The organism is Janthinobacterium agaricidamnosum NBRC 102515 = DSM 9628 (assembly GCF_000723165.1).
Classification (GTDB): Bacteria; Pseudomonadota; Gammaproteobacteria; order Burkholderiales; family Burkholderiaceae_D; genus Janthinobacterium; species Janthinobacterium agaricidamnosum.
Genome location: NZ_HG322949.1, coordinates 4,611,258 through 4,629,549, shown reverse-complemented (window position 1 = coordinate 4,629,549; position 18,292 = coordinate 4,611,258). Strand labels below are relative to the sequence as shown.

At 56.9% G+C, this 18,292-nt stretch carries 15 protein-coding genes and 1 pseudogene; 9 read left to right on the top strand and 7 right to left on the bottom strand.

Going from position 1 to position 18,292, the window contains the following annotated elements; all coding sequences use genetic code 11:
- Nucleotides 1-3: 3 nt before the first annotated feature.
- The 8 genes from truB to GJA_RS19875 all read left to right on the top strand — a co-directional run bounded on the left by truB (nt 4) and on the right by GJA_RS19875 (nt 8,378).
- Nucleotides 4-945: a tRNA pseudouridine(55) synthase TruB gene (gene truB, locus GJA_RS19910; RefSeq protein WP_038495741.1), complete on the top strand. Its 942-nt coding sequence runs from the start codon at nt 4-6 to the stop codon at nt 943-945.
- A 187-nt stretch (nt 946-1,132) separates the two neighbouring features.
- On the top strand, nt 1,133-2,965 hold the full coding sequence (gene typA, locus GJA_RS19905) for a translational GTPase TypA (protein WP_038495737.1): 1,833 nt from the start codon (nt 1,133-1,135) through the stop codon (nt 2,963-2,965).
- Between the two features lie 132 nt (nt 2,966-3,097).
- Nucleotides 3,098-4,096, top strand: coding sequence for a tRNA dihydrouridine(20/20a) synthase DusA (dusA, locus tag GJA_RS19900; protein WP_038495734.1), 999 nt, complete (start codon nt 3,098-3,100; stop codon nt 4,094-4,096).
- Nucleotides 4,097-4,474: 378 nt separating this feature from the next.
- On the top strand, nt 4,475-6,247 hold the full coding sequence (locus tag GJA_RS19895) for a methyl-accepting chemotaxis protein (protein WP_242404586.1): 1,773 nt from the start codon (nt 4,475-4,477) through the stop codon (nt 6,245-6,247).
- A 100-nt stretch (nt 6,248-6,347) separates the two neighbouring features.
- Complete coding sequence (locus tag GJA_RS19890; RefSeq protein ID WP_038500563.1) at nt 6,348-6,689, top strand: energy transducer TonB; 342 nt, start codon at nt 6,348-6,350, stop codon at nt 6,687-6,689.
- A gap of 72 nt (nt 6,690-6,761) precedes the next feature.
- Nucleotides 6,762-7,109, top strand: coding sequence for an energy transducer TonB (locus GJA_RS19885; protein ID WP_038495728.1), 348 nt, complete (start codon nt 6,762-6,764; stop codon nt 7,107-7,109).
- A gap of 179 nt (nt 7,110-7,288) precedes the next feature.
- Nucleotides 7,289-7,861 carry a hypothetical protein gene (locus tag GJA_RS19880; RefSeq protein WP_061301628.1) on the top strand — a complete coding sequence of 191 codons (573 nt, stop codon included), beginning with the start codon at nt 7,289-7,291 and terminating at the stop codon, nt 7,859-7,861.
- A 127-nt stretch (nt 7,862-7,988) separates the two neighbouring features.
- Nucleotides 7,989-8,378, top strand: coding sequence for a hypothetical protein (locus tag GJA_RS19875; RefSeq protein WP_038495722.1), 390 nt, complete (start codon nt 7,989-7,991; stop codon nt 8,376-8,378).
- A 331-nt stretch (nt 8,379-8,709) separates the two neighbouring features.
- Here the strand turns inward: GJA_RS19875 and GJA_RS19870 are convergent, their stop codons facing one another.
- Nucleotides 8,710-9,159, bottom strand: a complete 450-nt coding sequence (locus tag GJA_RS19870) for a hypothetical protein (RefSeq protein ID WP_038500560.1) — start codon at nt 9,157-9,159, stop codon at nt 8,710-8,712.
- A gap of 214 nt (nt 9,160-9,373) precedes the next feature.
- On the opposite strand from GJA_RS19870, the gene folE reads away from it, so the two are divergent.
- A complete protein-coding gene (folE, locus tag GJA_RS19865; protein WP_038495720.1) occupies nt 9,374-9,997 on the top strand; it encodes a GTP cyclohydrolase I FolE in 624 nt (207 codons plus the stop codon).
- A gap of 82 nt (nt 9,998-10,079) precedes the next feature.
- Here the strand turns inward: folE and GJA_RS19860 are convergent, their stop codons facing one another.
- The 6 genes and pseudogenes from GJA_RS19860 to GJA_RS19835 all read right to left on the bottom strand — a co-directional run.
- Nucleotides 10,080-10,763 (bottom strand): FxDxF family PEP-CTERM protein, encoded by a 684-nt coding sequence (locus GJA_RS19860; protein ID WP_081905504.1) that lies wholly within the window; start codon nt 10,761-10,763, stop codon nt 10,080-10,082.
- Nucleotides 10,764-11,064: 301 nt separating this feature from the next.
- Entirely contained in the window at nt 11,065-13,176 is a 2,112-nt protein-coding gene (locus GJA_RS19855) for a TonB-dependent receptor family protein (RefSeq protein ID WP_051781171.1), read from the bottom strand.
- Nucleotides 13,177-13,592: 416 nt separating this feature from the next.
- Entirely contained in the window at nt 13,593-15,776 is a 2,184-nt protein-coding gene (locus tag GJA_RS19850) for a phospholipase effector Tle1 domain-containing protein (protein WP_242404585.1), read from the bottom strand.
- Entirely contained in the window at nt 15,773-16,219 is a 447-nt protein-coding gene (locus tag GJA_RS26895) for a DUF3304 domain-containing protein (RefSeq protein ID WP_081905503.1), read from the bottom strand. Before GJA_RS26895 ends, GJA_RS19850 begins: the two co-directional genes overlap by 4 nt.
- A 20-nt stretch (nt 16,220-16,239) precedes the next feature.
- Nucleotides 16,240-17,166: a DUF4123 domain-containing protein gene (locus GJA_RS19840; RefSeq protein WP_038495711.1), complete on the bottom strand. Its 927-nt coding sequence runs from the start codon at nt 17,164-17,166 to the stop codon at nt 16,240-16,242.
- Nucleotides 17,167-17,175: 9 nt separating this feature from the next.
- Nucleotides 17,176-18,288 (bottom strand): annotated as a pseudogene (locus GJA_RS19835) (DUF2345 domain-containing protein); the annotation flags it as partial.
- Nucleotides 18,289-18,292 lie beyond the last annotated feature (4 nt).

Genomic DNA, 18,292 nt, shown 5'->3' with positions numbered 1-18,292 from the left:
GCGGTGGCCGGCTTGACAAGACCGCCCGGCATCAAGCGGGTGCGTGACCTGGTCGATGGCGTATTGCTGCTCGATAAGCCTGTCGGCTGGTCGAGCAATGACGCGCTGATCAAGGTCAAGCGCGTGCTGAACGCGAAAAAGGCGGGCCATACCGGCACGCTGGATCCGTTCGCGACCGGCCTGCTGCCGCTGTGCTTTGGCGAAGCGACCAAGTTTTCCCAGGATTTGCTGGAAGCCGACAAGACGTACGAGACCGTGGTGCACCTCGGCGTGAGCACCGATACCGGCGATACCGAAGGCGCGGTGCTTGCCACGCGCGAAGTGGATGTGACGCGCGAACAGATCTATGCTGTACTGGAACGTTTTCGTGGCGACATCATGCAAGTGCCGCCGATGTATTCGGCGCTCAAGCGCGACGGCAAGCCGCTGTATGAATATGCGCGCGCCGGCATCACGCTGGAACGCGAAGCGCGCCCGGTAACGATACACCAGCTGGAATTCATCAGTTATGAAGCGCCGTTCCTGACGTTGTCGGTCATGTGCAGCAAGGGTACTTATATCCGCGTGCTGGGCGAGGACATCGGCGCGGCGCTGGGTTGCGGCGCGCACCTGAATGCGCTGCGCCGCACCAAGGTCGGTACGCTGACGATAGCCGGCGTGATCACGCTCGACGCGCTGACCGCCCACGCCGAACCGCTGGGCCTGTTGGAGCCGGTCGACGCCTTGCTGTCGAGTTTCCCGGCCATCCTGCTGGATGATGCATTGGCGAAACGTTTCCTGCACGGCCAGCGCATCGCGCTGGGCAAGGAAAACGTGGCCGTGCCCGACGATCCGGGCCGGGTGCGGGTGTATCACGGCCCGCGTTTGCTGGGCACCGGCCAGCTACAGGAATATGCCATCCTGGCGCCGGAACGGTTGATCGCCACGGCGCATCCACCGAATTAAATCAAGAAGGGCCAGCGCAGTCTGCTGGCTTGTTGTTGTAACCCCCCGACTGCCGCAACCGCCAGCAATTTTAAAATAGCGCTGCAACGCAACATGCTATACTGCGCGGTTCCGGAAACAGATTAGCATTCGGGTATCCCGTACACCTCCGTACGCACTCCGCAGTTTTTCAGTAACTACTACGACCATGTCAAATACAAAACGCGCAATTCGCAACATCGCAATCATCGCCCACGTTGACCACGGCAAAACGACCCTGGTTGACCAACTGCTGCGCCAGTCCGGCACCTTCCGTGAAAACCAGGCGGTCGACACGCGTGTCATGGACTCGAACGACCTCGAAAAGGAGCGCGGCATTACGATTCTGTCGAAGAACTGCGCCGTTGAGTACCAAGGCACCCACATCAATATCGTCGATACCCCAGGCCACGCCGACTTCGGCGGCGAGGTAGAGCGCGTACTGTCGATGGTTGACTCGGTATTGCTGCTGATCGATGCACAAGAAGGCCCGATGCCACAAACCCGTTTCGTCACGCGCAAGGCGCTGGCACTGGGTCTGAAGCCTATCGTTATCGTCAACAAGATCGACCGTCCAGGCGCGCGCCCGGACTGGGCCATCAACCAGACGTTCGAACTGTTCGACAAACTGGGCGCGACCGACGAGCAACTGGATTTCCCTATCGTTTACGCTTCGGGCCTGAACGGCTACGCCGGCCTGACCGAAGACGTGCGCGGCGGCGACATGAAGCCGATGTTCGACGCCATCCTGGAACACGTTCCAGTGCGTGACGACAATCCGGAAGGCCCGCTGCAAATGCAAATCACCTCGCTGGACTACTCTTCGTACGTCGGCAAGATCGGCATTGGCCGCGTCAACCGCGGTACCGTCAAGGTCGGCCAGGACGTGCTGGTCATCGATGGTCCAGGCGCCACCCCGATCAAGGGCCGCATCAACCAGGTGCTGAACTTCAAGGGCCTGGAGCGCGTGCTGGTGGACGAAGCGGTCGCCGGCGACATCTGCCTGATCAACGGTATCGACGAAATCGGCATCGGTTCGACGCTGTGCGCACTGGATACCCCGGAAGCGCTGCCGATGCTGACCGTCGACGAGCCGACCCTGACCATGAACTTCATGGTCAACAACTCGCCGCTGGCTGGCCGCGAAGGCAAGTTCGTCACCTCGCGTCAATTGCGCGACCGTCTGGACAAAGAATTGAAAGCCAACGTTGCCCTGCGCGTGGCGCCAACCGACGACGACACGATCTTCGAAGTATCGGGCCGCGGCGAGCTGCACCTGACGATTCTGATCGAAAACATGCGTCGCGAAGGCTTCGAACTGGCCGTATCGCGTCCGCGCGTGGTGTTCAAGATGGTCGATGGCGTGCGCCAGGAGCCGTTTGAAAACCTGTCGGTCGACGTTGAAGAAGCCAACCAGGGCGGCGTCATGGAAGAACTGGGCCGTCGTCGTGGCGACCTGCAAAACATGGAATCGGACGGCAAGGGCCGCGTGCGTCTCGAGTATCTGATCCCTGCGCGTGGCCTGATCGGCTTCCAGGGCGAATTCATGACCCTGACCCGCGGCACCGGCCTGATGAGCCACGTGTTCCACGAATACGCGGCAGTCGACAACAGCCGTGGCGAAATGGCCGGCCGTCGCAACGGCGTGCTGATCTCGCAAGACGACGGCGCCGCCGTTGCCTACGCTATCTGGAAACTGCAAGACCGCGGCCGCATGTTCGTATCGCATAATGACCCGGTGTACGAAGGCATGATCATCGGTATCCACTCGCGCGACAACGACCTGGTGGTCAACCCGATCAAGGGCAAACAGCTGACCAACGTGCGTTCGTCGGGTACCGACGAAGCGGTGCGCCTGGTGCCGCCTATCCAGATGTCGCTGGAATACGCGGTCGAATTCATCGAGGACGACGAACTGGTGGAAATCACCCCGAAATCGATCCGCCTGCGCAAGCGTTTCCTGAAAGAGCACGAGCGTAAAAAAGCATCGCGCGAATCGTAATCCGATCGTATGACAAAGCGTTGCCGCCCTCCGTGGCGGTGACGTACCGGGCCCGCTGTGCCGCATGACTTTAACCGGTGATGCGCCAGCGGGTTTGGTGTTTTAGCCCCATTTTTTTAGCGAGTTGTTGCCGTGACTACCAAAACCTTGCCTTCGCGCCGCCTGTCGGTGGCCCCGATGATGGACTGGACCGACCGCCATTGCCGGCTGTTCCACCGCCAGATCACGCGCCATACCTGGCTGTACACCGAGATGGTGACCACCGGCGCGCTGGTGTACGGCGACGTCGAACGCCACCTGCGCTTCAACGACGAAGAGCATCCGGTCGCGCTGCAGCTGGGCGGCAGCGACCCGTTTGATCTGGCCGCCAGCGCCAGGCTGGGCCAGCAATGGGGCTACGATGAAATCAACCTCAATTGCGGCTGCCCGTCGGAGCGGGTGCAGAAGGGCGCGTTCGGCGCCTGCCTGATGGCCGAACCGCAGCTGGTGGCCGATTGCGTCAAGGCGATGCGCGACGCGGTCAGCATCGATGTCACGGTGAAACACCGGATCGGCATCAACGATACCGAGTCGTACGACTTCGTGCGCGATTTCGTCGGCACGGTGGCCGGCGCCGGCTGCAAGACGTTTATCGTGCACGCGCGCAATGCGATCCTGAAAGGCTTGAGCCCGAAGGAAAACCGCGAAGTGCCGCCGCTCAAATACGACTACGCCTACCGCTTGAAGCGCGACTTTCCTGACTTCGAATTCATCATCAACGGCGGCATCAAGACGCTGGCCGAGATCGACTTGCACTTGCAGCACCTGGATGGCGTGATGCTGGGCCGCGAGGCGTATCACAACCCGTATTCGATGGCGCAATTCGACCAGCGCTATTACGGCGACGACAGCGCTGTCAAGACCCGCGAGGAAATCCTCGCAGCGATGATTCCATACATTCGCGCGCAACTGGACAAGGAGGGAAAGAAGGGGCTGAAATTGAACAGCATCACGCGCCACATGCTCGGTTTGATGCAAGGTTTACCGGGCGCCCGCTCGTTTCGGCAAACCTTGTCGGACTCGAAAAAACTGGCGCTCGGCGATGCTGGATTGTTGCTGGAAGCCATCACAAAAATGCCGCATCACGCATAAATTCTCGGTATTCGTGACTTTTTCCATGCAAGTCACGGCGATCCCGTAATTTCCCCGCAGAAAGTTAATCTGCAAATTAATGAGGCAGTTATTGCTTGCTTTGAGGCAAAATTTACATCTATAATTGATTATAGACAAATATTTCTCACGGTAAAATCGATTGCTCCTGTGACATTACAAGGAATAGCAAGAAACAAACCCTGTGAATAAATTTGCATGCGCAGTCAGTCGCTGGCGGCGAGGGTCAAGAACAAACGAGGCTGCGTGCGGCCGGAGACCAGCGGGCAGGATCGGGCCGCGGGAAGCCGGTGCGTCGCAGCCTTCGTCATGTAATGCCGGGCAAAATTCTTATCAATGAGTCATTTACGAAGAGCCGAAATGAATTTAGCAAAAATGAAGGTTGGTAGCCGCCTCGGTTTGGGGTTTGCGTTGGTGCTGGTGTTGTTGATCGCGGTGACCGTCGTCGGCATCGGCCGCATGGCGCAAATCCAGGATCGCCTCGACCATGTGGTCAGTGTCAATAACGTGGTCACCCGGCTGGTGATCGACATGCGCGGCAATGTCAGCGACCGTATCACGTCGCTGCGCATCCTGACCTTGATGACCGACGCCGGCGATATGGAGCCGGAAATGGCCCGCATCAAGAGCCAGACCAATACCTACCAGGAAACCCAGAAGAAACTGGAAGCCCAGTTTGCGCTGGAATCCACGGCCGAAGAAAAGACCTTGCTCGCCTCCATCAAGGAGTATGAAGCGACGGCGATGCCGGCCATCGCCAAGGCGTCCGCGCTGTGGCTGGCCAACGACGCCGAAGGCGCCACCAAGGTGATGATCAAGGAAATCCGCCCGGTCCAGAAAAAATGGATGGAAGCGCTGGAACAACTGGCGTCGCTGGAAGACAAATTGAATGCCCAGGTGCAAACCGATGCCCGCACCGCGTTCGACAATGCGCGCACCTTCATGATCATCCTCGGCGCGCTGGCGGTGGCGCTGGGCGTGGCGGCGGCGTTCGTGATCACCCGCGGCCTGCTGAAGCAGCTGGGCGGCGAACCGGATTACACGGCGGCCATCGCCGGCAGCATCGCCAATGGCGACCTGTCGATCGCGATCAACACCCAGGCGTCGGACAATTCCAGCCTGCTGGCGGAAATGAAGGAAATGCGCAACAGCCTGGTCGGCATCGTCGGCCAGGTGCGGGTCGGCACCGAAACCATCGGCACGGCGTCGCGTGAAATCGCGGCCGGCAATATCGATTTGTCGTCGCGCACTGAAATGCAGGCCAGCTCGCTGGAAAAAACCGCGTCGGCGATGGAAGAACTGACGTCGACCGTGAAGCAGAACGCCGACAATGCCCGCGAAGCGAATCAGCTGGCGGCGACCGCGTCCGACGTGGCCCTGAAGGGCGGCGAGGTGGTGGCGCAAGTGGTCGGCACCATGGGGTCGATCAACGACTCGTCGAAGAAAATTGTCGACATCATCGGCGTGATCGACGGCATTGCCTTCCAGACCAACATCCTGGCGCTGAACGCCGCGGTGGAAGCGGCGCGCGCCGGCGAACAAGGCCGCGGCTTTGCGGTGGTGGCGACCGAAGTGCGCAACCTGGCGCAACGTTCGGCCGCGGCGGCCAAGGAAATCAAGGGCTTGATCGATGACTCGGTCGGCAAGGTCGAAGCCGGCACCAAGCTGGTCGGCCAGGCCGGCGTGACGATGGGCGAAGTGGTCGACAGCGTCAAGCGCGTGACCGACATCATGAGCGAAATCGCCAATGCCAGCCAGGAGCAAAGCGCCGGCATCGAGCAAGTCAACCTGTCGATCATCGAAATGGACAGCATGACCCAGCAAAACGCCGCGCTGGTGGAACAAGCCGCCGCCGCTGCGCAAAGCCTGCAAGACCAGGCCGCCGAACTGGCCCACGTGGTCAGCATCTTCAAACTGGTCGAAGGCGAAGAAAAAGCCGTCGCTTATCAGCCGGCCCCGGCAGCCGTGGCCGCGCCGCTGGCGCCGCATGTCAAAGCCAAGCCGGTGGCCGCCTTGCGCGCCGCCAAGCCAGCACCGCGTAAAGTCGCCGCGCCAGCTGCCGCCGCAGCGGCGCCGGCGCCGAAGAGAGTTGTCGCCAGCGCTGGCGCCAATGACGAGTGGGAAGAGTTTTAAGCCGTGTTAACCAGCAGGGGCCGCTGCCGCGCGAGCGCGCTGCGGCTGCCGCTGATGGTGCGGTCCAGGTTTTGTTTAACGTTGTGGAAAAAGTGTGATCATGAATAAGCGTTTTGTCAGTGTTATTGCAGCGGTACTGTTCTCCGGCGTGAGCGCCACCGCCTTCGCCGTTGAAGTTCCGGCATCGTTCGATGCAAAAAATTGCAAGGCTGATTATCCGAAAGCCTCCTTGGTCAATGAAGAGCAGGGCGCCGTCTCGATGGCGTTCCTGGTGTCGGCCGAGGGTAGCGTCATCGAATCGAAAATTGAAAAAACCAGCGGCTTCAGGAATCTGGACAAGGCTGCCGTTAAAGCCATCAGCGCCTGCAAGTTCAAGCCTGGCACCAAGGATGGCAGCGTGGCCCAGACCTGGACCAAGGTCGACTACGTCTGGAAGCTGTAAAACAGATTGCGCGAGTATCGTTCCAGGGTGTCTGAAATCGTTTGTTCTGATTAAAAATATTTGGGGAAACAAATGTCTAAAAATAAGCGTTTTGCGAGTGTAGCGGCAGCGTTGCTGGTTTCTGTCTCCTCCGCAGCATTTGCGGCTGAAGTTCCTGCCAGTTTCGATTCAAAGAATTGCAAGGCCGATTATCCGAAAGCTTCGTTGATGAATGAAGAGCAAGGCACGGTCTCGATGAGCTTCCTGGTCAATGCCGATGGCAGCGTGGCGGAATCGAAAGTGGAAAAGAGCAGCGGTTTCAAGAACCTCGACAAGGCCGCCATCAAGGCGCTCAGCGCTTGCAAATTCAAGCCGGGCACCAAGGATGGCAGCGCGGCGCAGACCTGGACCAAGGTGGATTACGCCTGGAAGTTGGACTGATGGCCTGAGGTCCGCAGCGGCGGACGGTTCCCCAGGCTCCCGGCCCTTGATGCGGCCCGGCTCACGACTGCCATCGTGGGGCGGGCCGTTTTTGCATGGCGCCGCATGCGGCCTTGATCTGTGTTACCGTGAGCTGGCCAGTGCCAGCCGATACTTCTTTAAACGAGCGAGTCGCGATCATGAGTAAATTCTTGCTGCCGGTATTGTTCCTTGCCTTGCCGTTGACGCTGTCGGCTTGCGCCTCCTTTTCCAGTCCCGACGATCCGCAAAAAGATGGCCAGTATGTGTCGCTGGTTAACCGCTTGACGTGGATCAATCCGCTCAGCGGCAAGCGCGACGGATTGCGTTCCAGCTGGCCCTTGAAGAAATTACAGGGTGGAAAGGAATATTTCCCCTTGGCGCAAATCAGGCAATGCGATGCCGCCGGCGCTTGTGCCTGGGGCGTCATGAGCGCCCAGCGCAAGGTGACGTTCTTCAGTTATGTGCTGGGCGGCTTGCAGCTCGATGTCACCTTGCTTACCGATATAGCGCGGCGCCAGGAGGTGCACCAGCCCGGTTTCGACGCGGTGATGGCGATACCATCGGATGTCGGCGCCTTGTCCGCCCGCAGTGAGCTGGCTCGCAGTTTCAAGCTGCGATACGGCGAGGTGCAGCGCATCGATCTCGATTATGGTGTACGCTTTGAAGTCTGCGCCTTGCGCTACGATGCTGGCGGTCGTGCGCTCGATATGTGCGATATCGACCATCTTTGACGCGCACGATGGGGCTGGTGTGCCGGTCCCATGTAACGTTGACGAGGCCGATGTAACAAGCTGTTAAATGTGCAGCGTCCCCCTGATTTATTTCCTATAGTAAGTCATGGGAAATAGGAGAATTATCATGAAAAGCTTGATCGTAGTGATGTCACTGGCCGCCTTGGGCGGTTGCGCCGTCGTGCCGCCGGGTCCGGCATATTATGGTACCCGCGTGGTGACGCCGGTCGATCCATATCAATGGCATACGGTATCGTCGGAACCGGTGCAAGCTGGATATGTGTCCGCGCCAACGACCGTGCAATATACCAGCGAGCCGGTGTATGGCGCGCCGCAGCCTGTGTATGTGCAGCAACCGGTATATGTGCAGCAGCCGGTGTATTACCCGCAGCCGTATTATTACAATCCGCCAGTGTCGATTGGCTTCGATTTCCTGTTCGTCGGCGGCCACCGCGGCTGGGGCGGTTACGGCCATCGCGGCTGGGGCGGCTATGGCGGCTTCCACGGCCGCCGTTAAGAGTGCAGCGATTGATCGCTTGAATGGCGCACCCGGGCAGGCCGGTGTGCCATTTTTTCTGCGTAATTAGTGCGCCAGGAACACTGAAGCTTCGTTCAGTACGCTGGCCGAGCACAGCACATATGTCGCCGCACCGACCAGTCCAAGCTGTAAAGCGCCGAAGACGATGGGTAAAAGGCGAGACATGGGGTACTCCTGGTCAATTCGTTGGGATGGTGTGAGTCTATGCCTGTATGATAGGTTTAAATAATGCTCTTGGGCATCAGATGAATGTCCGCCCCCGTGTAGGACAACACCTCGTCCAATACTGTGGAAGCGCTGCCAAGCCTGATTAGCGGTTTTTCCACATCACCACCGGCTGTTCCGGCGCGGTATCCATCACGTTCGATATCTGCAGCCAGTGCGCCAGGCGCTCAGGATGCTTCAAGTTGATCCCCATGCCGTCGATGATGCCGACCTGTTCCAGCATCTTCGCTTCGATCTTGGTTTTCGACACCGTCGGCGCGCCCATCACCATCCGGTCATACGCCTTGCGGGCCTTGTGTTCCCACTTGTGCAAGCCGCTTTCATCGAAGCGGTTGGCTTCGTAATAGACCGTCAGCGTGCCATCCAGGTTGCCGAAACCGACGATGCCGGCGCCCTTGCGGATGGTGGTGGTATTGTCGATGTCAAACTCCTCGGTCGGCACGAAGACCCCGGCGCGGCCATCGATATCGGGCCGGCCGACCGGCGTTTCCTTGCCGTAGGAATTGAAATCGGTAACGCTTTTTTCTTCAGACATGGTATTCCCTGGCGGCGGTTCGGTATTGCCAAAAATGTTGGCAAAAGACATGTCATTGTAGCCTCAATCAAGTTCTTTTGTGCAACATTGCTCAAGACTGTAGGTGTTTAATACAGCGTTTTGAACTCCATTAATGCAAGTTGGTTGCATTTGATGGCGAGAAACCCTATCATGTCCATCTCACCGCATGACGCGGATCACATCAAACTCGATAATGCCTGAATCCCTCTCATTTCCTGCCGCCGCTTCCGGCCGCGCCAGCCGCGAAGAAGCGTTGGCCGCTGTCAAAACCCTGATCAGCTGGGCTGGCGACGATCCCGGCCGCGAAGGCTTGATCGATACGCCGGACCGGGTAGTGCGCGCCTACCGCGAATTTTTTGCCGGTTACGAGGCCGACGCCGCCCGCGAACTGAGCGCCACCTTTGAAGAGTCCGACGGCTACGACGAGATGGTGATCGTGCGCGACGTGCGCTTCGCATCGCATTGCGAGCACCATATGGTGCCCATCATCGGCCGTGCCCACATTGCCTATTTGCCGCGCGAGAGGGTGGTCGGCATCAGCAAGCTGGCGCGGGTGGTCGACGTATTTGCCAAGCGTTTGCAAATCCAGGAAAAACTGACTGCCCAGATCGCCGACACCATCCACGACACCTTGCAGGCGCGCGGCGTGGCGGTGGTGATCGAGGCGGCGCATATGTGCATGACCACGCGCGGCGTCAGCAAGCCGGGCGCGGTGACGGTGACGTCGAAGATGCTGGGCCAGTTCCGCAGCGACCGTGCACTGCGCCAGGACTTCCAGGCGATGATCGCCAATTCGCTGGGCGGGAGTTTCGAATAAACAACCGTCACCGCGTGCGCCATAAAAAAAGCCGCCAGGTCAACAATTACCGGGCGGCTTGGTCAGGAATACTGCGGAATGCTCAGGCCGCTTTTTTACGGCGCGCCATGAAACCGACCAAGGCCAGGCCCGGCAGCAGCATCGCGTAGCTTTCCGGTTCCGGCACGGCGGTCACGGTCACGTTGTCGAGGTAGGAGCCGAAGGTCGGCGCGCCGGTCGGGCCGACCGACTCAAAGCGCAGCGACGTCAGCGCACCTTGCGCCGTCAGCGTGCTCAGGCTGAAATTTTGCCAGCTGCCGGTATCGGTGCCGACCAGCGGCGACGGATTCAGCAGGGTATTGCCCCAGTACACGTTTATCAGGCTAGGCAGCTGGTTCGGGGTGTCCGGACGGCCGGCGAAAGAAAACGACAGCGAGTACAGACCGCCAGCCTTGGTGGCCAGGTTTTGCGATACCGACGACAGGTTGTTGTTGTTCAATTCCAGATATTGAATGCCATCGGCCGCGTTTGGCATGAAACCGCTGATGCCGCCCTGGTTTGCGCCTTTTTGCAATTCAAACACGCCATTCGACGAAGTCCAGCCGTTCACCGCGCTCAGCTGGGTGAACGAACCGTTGAAAGTATTCGCTTCAAAACTGCCGTTGACGACCAGGTTCGGATTGGCTGGAACGAGCGGGGTTGCCGGGGTGTTGGCGGCGCTGGCGCTGCCTGCTGCGACCAGGGCGCTGAATGCGAAGACGGTCAACAGTACGGGTGAGATTTTCATAGCCTATTCCCAGTGAATTGTATTTAATGTAACTTAGTTTCTTAATCGATATGTGAATTGTATCATCGGCATCTTGAGCATGCTCATCAATGACATCGAAAAATGTATAAAAATTGAAATTATTATTTGCTGCAAGGCAATTAAATAATGTGGTGTAATAATCTACTGGGAGGGACAGGCTAATCTCCCGGAAACGCACGGCGCAGCTTGTTGTTTTTCTGCGCAGCGGGGAGGAGAAAAAAACAACGCCGGCCATCGTGCAAGACGATGGCCGGCGTGTGGGGAGTGCTGGAAGGGGCGTTTAGAAAACCCAGCGGCCCTGGAGATACACCATGCGCGGCGCGCCGACCATCTTGCCCAGGTTGTTATCCGAGGTGCGCGTGAAAAAGCGCGTGTCGGCCAGGTTGTTGACGCCTGCCAGGACTTCAACGCCTTTTTGATGCGGTACTTTCCAGCTCACTTGCGCATTCCAGGTACGGTAGCCTGGAATGGTGCCCAGCTTGCCGTCGGCCGATTCGGCCACCGTGTTGGCATCGTCGGCAAACTGGCTGCTTTGATGGACGGTCGACAGATTCAAGGCCCAGGAGCCGATTTCATAACGTGCGCCGATGGTATCGGTATTGCGTGAATAAAAGGCCACATCGTTGCCGGCATTCGCGCCGGACTCCAGCGTCGCATGGGTATAGGAATAATTGGCAAAGGCGTTCAAGCCGGCCAGCGGTCCGGATTTGTCGAACTTGTAGTCGAACGCCGTTTCCAGGCCGCGGTGATGGGTCGCGCCGATATTTTCAAACGTCAGGTTCAGGCCGCTGCCGACCGATTGGATCTGGTTGTCGAACTTGATATTAAACAGTGTCGCTTCCGCCGAAAAACCGCTGCTTTTCCAGCGTGCGCCGGCTTCCATCGTCTTGGCCAGTTCCGGGCTCAACGGATTGTTGGCCGATTGCGTATTCAATTGCGTGTTTTGCACCGCGCCAAACGAGGTGCTGTAGTTGCCGAACACCGTCAAGTCATTGGTCAGCAAGTAAGCGATATTCAACGACGGCAAAGGCTTGTTGTTGGTTAACTCGATTTCCTGATCGGTCGGGACGTGGTTGATGCGGGTCGTCTCGATGTGTTCGTAACGTATGCCCGGCGTGATGCGCCATGCGCCGACGGCGATCTTGTCATCGATGTAAAAAGCATGCGCGTCGGTCGAATTATTCGCAAAAGCGGTCGGCGCCTGGTTGACGCCGCTGGCGATCACCGTGTTGTACACGGTTTCATCGGCGCGCTCGCGCAGGTAGCGGTAGCCGGCCGTGACATCCTGGGTGACGCCGCCGATGCTGAAGCGCTGCGTATAACGCGGTTCGATACCGAGCACCTGGTAATTGCGCGGCTGATGGCCCAGGCCGGTGAAAGCCGTATTGACCAGCGTGCTTTGACGTTCGCTCTTGTTGTAATACGCGCGGATTTCGAATTCCTGGTTGGCCGAAATGGTATTCAGGTAGCCGATGTCGGCGGCGCTGCGGTTGCCGCTCCAGAAATCGGTCTTGCGGGTGTTCTGGAAAGGATCGGCCTTGTATTGCGCCACCGTCAAACCGCCAGGGGTGTACGAGGTGACGTCGTAATACGACAGCTTGCCGTAGATTTCGGAGGTCGGGCTCAGGTCGTAGCGCAGCTTCAGCGCGAAATCGTTGACCTTTTCATTGCTGCCGACGCGCCAGTCGCTGCCATCGAGACCCGAGTACAGCACGGCAAAGCCCACGCCATTGTCGAGCTGGTTGCCGACGAAGGCGCTGTATTGGGTGTTGTGGCCCACTTCGCTATAGCTGTTGTAGCGCACCGTCGCATCGCCCTGCAGGCCGCTGGTGGTCGGGATGGAGCGGGACTTGAAATTGATGATGCCGCCGACGTTTTGCGGGCCGTAGCGCACCGCGCCGCCGCCGCGCACCACATCGACCGATTCGATATTGTTCAGGCTGACAGGCGCGAACGACAATTGTGGCTGGCCGTAAGGCGCGACCGCCAGCGGGATGCCGTCGAGCAGCACGGTGCTGCGCGGCGAATAACGTCCGGCCAGGCCGCGCACGCCGATATTGAGGGACACCGCGCTGCCCGAGCTACCCGAGTTGTCGCTGATCTGTACGCCCGGGATGCGGCGCATCACGTCGCTGATGCTGGCGGCGCCGGAACTTTCAATCGCATCCTTTTGCACCACGGTACGAGAGCCTGGGAAATTCTTGATGCTGTTCTGCAACCCTGTGCCCAGCCAGTTTCCGCTCACTTGCACCGTGTCCATCACGGCGGCCTCGGCGCCACCGGTATCGGCTTGTTGCGCCAGCGTGACGCCCGGCAAGGCCAGCAAGGCGAGGGCGATAGCATATGGCAAGCGGCGCAGGGGGAATTGCGGATGTTGCAAAGTCTGGTGCATGAACGATCTCCGGGGCGAATGAACTGTTTGCGCAGACTGTGTAGGCGACGCGACAGATTCGAAGCGGAGGCGGCAGAGACTGGCAAAAATCTATGAGATGCGAATGGTAATGATTATCATTATTAGAGTCAATTGCACAGACTACGTAGATAAATACTCACTTATCTAAAAGTCTTCTTGATTGATTAAATGATGTTTTGATTGACAATCGCTTCGCCCAAGGCAGCGCCTGCATCGTGCCTTCCGGCGTGCGGATGCAAGCGGCATTGGCCGTTAGCGATGAACTGGCTGTCCAGTCGGCTCATCAGGCCAATTGCCATGCCAGTACTTATTTGAATGGCGACATTCGTGCCGGCGCTACACCATGTCCTCCATGCACAGCGTGACAGGCATCTGCCTGACGAGTAAAACAACATTTACACAATTGCCAAGTTCGCACCGTAGCCATTGAATTGCCGGGCATCCGCGATACGCAAATCGGTCGCCATGTCCTCGCTCCACACCATATCAAATACCGGTGAATCTTTTTTGTCCGCTTTACTTGTTTTAGGCACGCGGGGAGTGCGCTGCAATTGATTTTCATACTTACTTCTACGAAAAAATAGAAATCCCTCATGAGGGTAATAACCGCGTCGCATGAAATATCCTCCGCCTTCACGTCTGGTGGAAGTTTGTGTCAAGATCATTGCGTTTCGCAAATCGGCACTGTCAGTATCGGTCATGATCGGATACGGAGTGCCGTATTCGGCTTCATTGGCCAGATTTTCCTCTTCTTGATTTAATATTTCGCCACGTTCTTTCTTTTTCTGTGCCACCTGTGCTTTACTTGTTATATCAAACACCTTCTTATCAAAACCTTTAAGAGTACCGGGATTTTCCTTCATGACTTTGCTTGCCTTGGCGCGTTTATCATATTCAGTTACTTCTCCAGCCAAATAAAAGCCTGCCAATGAATCATGTACGTAGTCATCAAAGAATCGCATGACATCATCAGGCAATGCTTCGGCGGTGTTATAGGCTGAAAGAGCCCATTGTTCCCATTTATTTAAAGGAACTGATTTTTGTGCCCTAAGATATTGCCATTGACTAATATTTACAGCATCGGCTTGCGAAAAAGGCAAGCTATTCATATCTTTACTCATCGAATTTAACTTGCTTCTAAATTTCATCGCTCGAACATCGCCGGCCAGCATACGATTGGAATCTTGCAAATCCTGTTGAGCCTGCGGATCGGCAGCCTTGAAGCTGGCGATTTGTTCAAGTGACTCCATGCGGGCGGCACGCCAACGAAGGTAAAGCTCCATATGTTTCAGCAGCAATCCACCCTCATCGTCAAGCGCTTTTGTATAGGCATTCCATGCCGAAGCCAAGTTTAAGTCAACCTGAAATTCATCTTGCAAACGTGTTTCCAATTCGCTGAATGGCTGCAAGGGAACTCCTTGGAGCCTCGCAGCCTTATACATATATGCCAATGGGATTTGCGAAAGCATCGCGGCTTGGGCGCCTCGTCCTTTTCCTTGCTCACCAGGGGCGTATCCACCGCCCACATCGGAGTGGACTCCCGGAAAATACATTTCTATTATTTTGTTTCCCGTCGCTAAACCGGTCACAGGAAAATTCATGCGCTGTTCATGTGCGGCTATACAATGCAAACCTTTGTTGACGCAGGCAGGCAGAGGGTCGAGTATTCTTTTGGCCCAAGAAAAATGACCATCGGCGAAACCATCAGGCACTGGCAAGGTGCGAGCTACTGAAGCGGATACGCCGACGGTGGCAACCGTGTCGAATAAGCCCAGAAAATTTATAGTTGCAGGAATTCCCGCCAACTTATTCTCAACCAGCAGATCATTGAATAAGTGGCAAAAAGCTACAGCTTGGGCGGCGCCGCGCGAAAAACCAAATACATCTAATGTCACTGAAGGGATCAAAGGCTTGGGACGTGTTTCACGCGCTTTTTCAAGCTTGGCTATATGTTTGGCAAACCATGAGACATGGGTAATTTGTTGCCGGTTACCATAAACATCGCCATCACTCTTTCCAACCTCTTCATCATAATCTTGTGCATATTTACCAATTTCTTCTGGTTTGTAAAGCGGAGTCTTCAATCCATCCGCAGTCAGGTGAATGGCATTCAACACTTGTAGTAGCGCCCAGATAATTCGAGGTTGCCCGCCTTTGGCAAAAGCCTTGCCATCATCAGATTCGGTCAACTCTCCAATTTCTGGAAAAGGTGTGCCGACACCAGCCATATAGTTGCGAAAATAACCACTTCCTTCCTTGTTTTGAGCAAATGCAAAAAAAAGTCTTGCAACGTTACTATGACTGTATTCTTCAAGCTTTAATGGTTTGTTTTTTATAAAAACAGGAATTTTTGTTTTTGAATCTGGCACGCCGATTCTTTTGCCATCTCTGTCACGTTCCAAATTATTATTTGTACCATCAAAGAACAGGCCGACTCTAATAGGAATACTGCATTTTGTGTCTGATGATTTATCGCATGTAATCATGGATATTTTTGACTGTTCTTTAATCGATGGCAGTAAAAAATTATCAACAGGAAATGGTGCAGATATGGGAGTTTTGGAAATCATCGCAATCATTTTCCTGAAGAAATGGTTTCCGGTTTTCCATAATGAATAATCGGATGTGCCGAACTTGCACCTCTGGCATTGGAAACCACTACACGTACCTCATCATTAGGAAAGAAATGCATGTAAATATCACCAGCTTCATCGTATTTTTCAACTTCAACAATTTTTTCCTTAAATATATCTGTATGCCCCTCGGGCATATTCCATCTAACCAACACTTTCATGCCGGGATACCAGACTTTTGGGATTGAGGTACAGCAAACATCAGCCCCTCCTGCCCCCCACCTCGCCATATTTGCTCCCCCGGCACCATTTACCGATGCGCTATGAATATAATTTCCGGTATGATTTACTATGCCTACGGAAGCTGGAGCCATCGTCGATTCCTTTTGCTGCCGAGCAGCACAAGCACTCATTAAAAATGAAATAAGAACAATAAAAAACCATTTCATACTATCTCCATAAGTTTCAGTTAAATTGATGATACAGTCGTTCTGGCTTGCCAAAAATCTTCCGGCAGCGTATCGATTTCCGTCAGATAATTTGCACCTTGCCGAGTGCGCCGCAGCAGGTTCGCCATCGCTGGATGAGCGCTAAAATCATCGGCCAGCATCAAGGCGAGTGCGCTGAAATGCTGGCGTGGTCCGGCCGCTTCGATGCCGCTGGCGCTGGCCAGGGTCAGGTGACGCGCTACCCGGGCATGGCATTCGGCAGGGCTGCTGGAATGAAACAAATCCGGTTGCGTGTCGTGTAGATTGGCGAGTACGGCATCGGCTTCCGCTGCGTCGACCAAGGCTGCAAAAGCCGAGTCGCTCAACGGCAGCTTGTCAAAACCGGCATCGGTCGGCTGGATGTCTCCCGCTCCTTGCCAACTGATCAAACCGCCATCGCGCCGTACCGACCACCAGCGATAGACCGGACTGAGCAAATGGCTGTGCTGGGCTTGCGTCAATGCCGCCAGCAGCGCCGGCAAGATGCGCGTATCGCCCCAACGCACCGGCCATTCGACGGTGTCCGGCGTGATGGCGATCAGGTAGGGGCGCAGGTGTTGCGCGAATGCCGCGACATCGAGTCTGCTGGCGATAATGCTGAGCATAGGCTTGCCTGCGCATATCTCAAACAAACGTTGCAGCCAGGCCGCCTGTGCCTCGTCGCCCGCAGGCGCTGCCAGCACATGCGGTGATGCATTGCCGAAGCTTTGCAGCGCGGTGTGTGCATACAGCGATTGGCGCGGCAGGCGGTTCCGATAACGCTCGGTAAACAATGCTTCATCAAAGGCGCCATCGACCAGCGCCAACAAGTGCAGGGGAGCAGTCTCATCGGTGGTGCGCACTTCCTGCAATTGCTGCGCAATCAGTACCGGACAGTTTGCATCGGGAGTATCAATGGCAAAGTACATGGGATTTCCTCACGCTGCGCTTGGCGCGACAAATGGACTGCCGCTACGCAAGGCGGCCAATAGGCAAGCTTTGCATACGCTGGTCGGCAGTGCCGGTAGTGGATAATTCACACGCGTCGGTCCGGTAAAAGCCTTCTTCCCAGCATGGATGATGATCTTGCCCGGACATTGCACCGTGATATTGCCGCCTGCAATCGTGATATTCGCGCCGCCCGCCGTCGACATGCTGATGCTTTTCGCCGCCGCCCAGTCGATGTGGGCGTTGGCGCTGATGACATCGATTTCGTCGCGCGCCTGGATATTCATCACATCGCTTTGCGCCTGCAATTCAATCGTGTTCCTGGCCGCGATCAATTGCAGGCCCACATTGTCGTCGCCGGCCTGCACCGCGCCGCCCAGCACACCGATCGCCTGGCCGGTGTGCACCCGCCATTGGCCGCCGCCGATGAACTGGCTGTCCAAGCCGCTCATCAGGGTCACCGTCTCGCCATTGCTCATCTGCATGTTTTGCCCGGCCACCACACCCAATCCCGCCTTGGCCGACAGCGCGATGATCGGGTCCTTGACGTGCGGGACTTCGCTGCCGTCCATGTCATGCATGCCGGATACGCTTGCCAGCAACGCTTTTAACGGCGCCACATTCTCGCTGCAGGCCACCGTCTGATGCGTTTTGGCGGCCTTGCCGAAGGTCTCTGCCAGCACCACCGCCTGTTTCAGCAGCGCGATGCCGGGGGCATTGTCGCCGGCCGGATCGCGCCGCGCCGCGCCATGCGTGACCGCATAACTCGACACTAATAACCCGGCGCCGGCGCGTACCGCGCCATACGCGTCGGTGCGCAATTCGGCGCCGCTGCCGCGCAGGCTGCCGCGGTAATTGTCGGCGCTGTGTATCAAATGGCCCAAATTCAATTCGCTGGCCGCCTGGCTGCTTTTCAATTGAATCCGGCCTTGCTGGTCGGTATCGTCGAACAGCAGCTGGTTGTAACCGGCGCCGCCGAATTCCTTGCTGCGGATGCCCCATTGCGCCGCGCCGTTGCGGTGGCCGCCGCCAGCGGCGCCATGCCACAGCGGACTGTTGCCGCCAGCCAGGTTACCTTGCCCCGATACGGCATGGTCGTGCGCCCGG

Coding starts and splice junctions, on each gene's coding strand:
- GJA_RS19870 (WP_038500560.1), bottom strand. CDS start 9,159: ATGTCTGAAGAAAAAAGCGTTACCGATTTCAATTCCTACGGCAAGGAA.
- GJA_RS19855 (WP_051781171.1), bottom strand. CDS start 13,176: ATGCACCAGACTTTGCAACATCCGCAATTCCCCCTGCGCCGCTTGCCA.
- GJA_RS19885 (WP_038495728.1), top strand. CDS start 6,762: ATGTCTAAAAATAAGCGTTTTGCGAGTGTAGCGGCAGCGTTGCTGGTT.
- GJA_RS19895 (WP_242404586.1), top strand. CDS start 4,475: ATGAATTTAGCAAAAATGAAGGTTGGTAGCCGCCTCGGTTTGGGGTTT.
- typA (WP_038495737.1), top strand. CDS start 1,133: ATGTCAAATACAAAACGCGCAATTCGCAACATCGCAATCATCGCCCAC.
- GJA_RS19850 (WP_242404585.1), bottom strand. CDS start 15,776: ATGATTGCGATGATTTCCAAAACTCCCATATCTGCACCATTTCCTGTT.
- GJA_RS19860 (WP_081905504.1), bottom strand. CDS start 10,763: ATGAAAATCTCACCCGTACTGTTGACCGTCTTCGCATTCAGCGCCCTG.
- folE (WP_038495720.1), top strand. CDS start 9,374: ATGCCTGAATCCCTCTCATTTCCTGCCGCCGCTTCCGGCCGCGCCAGC.
- GJA_RS19890 (WP_038500563.1), top strand. CDS start 6,348: ATGAATAAGCGTTTTGTCAGTGTTATTGCAGCGGTACTGTTCTCCGGC.
- GJA_RS26895 (WP_081905503.1), bottom strand. CDS start 16,219: ATGAAATGGTTTTTTATTGTTCTTATTTCATTTTTAATGAGTGCTTGT.
- GJA_RS19880 (WP_061301628.1), top strand. CDS start 7,289: ATGAGTAAATTCTTGCTGCCGGTATTGTTCCTTGCCTTGCCGTTGACG.
- GJA_RS19875 (WP_038495722.1), top strand. CDS start 7,989: ATGAAAAGCTTGATCGTAGTGATGTCACTGGCCGCCTTGGGCGGTTGC.
- GJA_RS19840 (WP_038495711.1), bottom strand. CDS start 17,166: ATGTACTTTGCCATTGATACTCCCGATGCAAACTGTCCGGTACTGATT.